This window comes from Leisingera sp. F5, assembly GCF_001593695.1.
The window spans coordinates 1-1,496 of sequence record NZ_LUKH01000899.1 but is presented as its reverse complement, the minus strand read 5'-3'; the positions used below and the strand labels follow the sequence as shown (position 1 = coordinate 1,496).

The following is a 1,496-nucleotide window of genomic DNA, read 5'->3' as shown; positions in this document are numbered from 1 at the left end:
AGTCCGGACGGCTTGGGCGGCCCTTTGACAACTTCAGGGAAGCTCATGTCATTCATCGCGCATCTCCTGTTGGACACCGGCCAAAATTTGCACAGCCGGAATATTTATTTATTGCAAAGAATATTCCGTTCCCCCACTCTAATCAACAAACATGTTGATTTTCTGCAGTAAAATGGCAAATGCCCGGGATGCGTCATTTTCCTGGGGGTGAATGCCGCAAACAAAAGGATAAGCCCGATGCACTCGCTGATTTTAGGCTTGGCCGCAGCCCTTGCCTGGGGAATCCATGACCTGTGCGTGCGGTTGGTCTCGCAAAGAACCGGTATATTGCCGGCCATGCTGATCGTGTTTTCCACCGGGGCGATTCTGGTTGCGTCGGCGGCATTGGCTCTGGGGGATTGGCAGGCAATGACCCCGCAGGCGGCCCGGCTGGCAGGGATTTCGGGGGCTGTTTTCGCCTTGGGGTCTTATGCCCTCTACCGCGCTTTTGCGCTGGGGCCGGTGAAATTGGTTGCACCGCTGGTCGGCGCTTATCCCGTGTTGTCGCTGGGTATGGCAATGCTGCAAGGGCAACCGGTCGGTCCGGGCCACTGGATTGCCGTTGCGGCGGTGGTTGGCGGTGTCGGCTGCATTGCCGTGTTTTCAACCGAGGACGACGGCAGCCCGGTCAACCTGCGGGCCGCGGCCTGGGGCCTTGCGGGGGCCATCGGGTTTGCTCTGACCTTTGCGATCGGCCAAGCCGCCACCCAAGCCGGCGCCGAATTGCCGGTACTCATCGTGACCCGCTTGGCAGCCATACTGATCGTTCTGGGGCTTGCGCTTTTTGCCCGGATGGTTCAGCTGCCCTGTCGCAAAATACTGCCTCTTCTCTGCCTGATGGGCGCGCTGGATGCCTTTGCACTTGGCCTGGTGATCTACTCCGGCTCCTTGCCCCGCCCGGAATTCGCCTCAGTCAGCGCCTCGCTTTTCGGCCTGGTCACCGTAGTGCTCGCCTGGCTCTTACTTCGCGAAAGCATGAACCGCGCGCAGTGGATCAGTGTCGCCGTCACATTTGGCGGGATCGCCTACCTGGGTTTTTGAACGCCCGCCCTTTTTCATCTTTGAACAAATACTCCCGCCGGAGGCGTCCGGCGGGAGCAGGTAATCTCAGCCAATGCTGTTGTGCGGCGCGGTTTCAGGCGGTCAGGCCTTCGGGCTCTTTCAGACCGTTGGCGCGGCAGCAGGCGGTGACGGTATTGGCCAGAAGGCAGGCGATGGTCATCGGGCCGACGCCGCCCGGCACCGGGGTGATGGCGCCGGCGCGTTCGGCTGCAGAGGCAAAATCGACGTCGCCCACCAGCTTGGTCTTGCCGTCGCGCTCGATCCGGTTGATGCCGACGTCAATCACCGTGGCGCCTTCCTTGATCCAGTCGCCCGGCACCATTTCCGGACGGCCCACGGCGGCCACAACGATGTCGGCGCGGCGCACAACATCCGGCAGGTCCTTGGTGCGCGAA

At 61.4% G+C, this 1,496-nt stretch carries 1 protein-coding gene and 1 pseudogene; one reads left to right on the top strand and one right to left on the bottom strand.

The genetic code is table 11. From position 1 onward, the window contains the following. Nucleotides 1–237: 237 nt before the first annotated feature. A complete protein-coding gene (locus A2I95_RS37235; RefSeq protein WP_027256632.1) occupies nucleotides 238–1,080 on the top strand; it encodes a DMT family transporter in 843 nt (280 codons plus the stop codon). 94 nt (nucleotides 1,081–1,174) lie between these two features. Here A2I95_RS37235 and A2I95_RS37230 read toward each other — a convergent pair. Next, a pseudogene (locus tag A2I95_RS37230) lies at nucleotides 1,175–1,496 on the bottom strand (bifunctional methylenetetrahydrofolate dehydrogenase/methenyltetrahydrofolate cyclohydrolase); the annotation flags it as partial.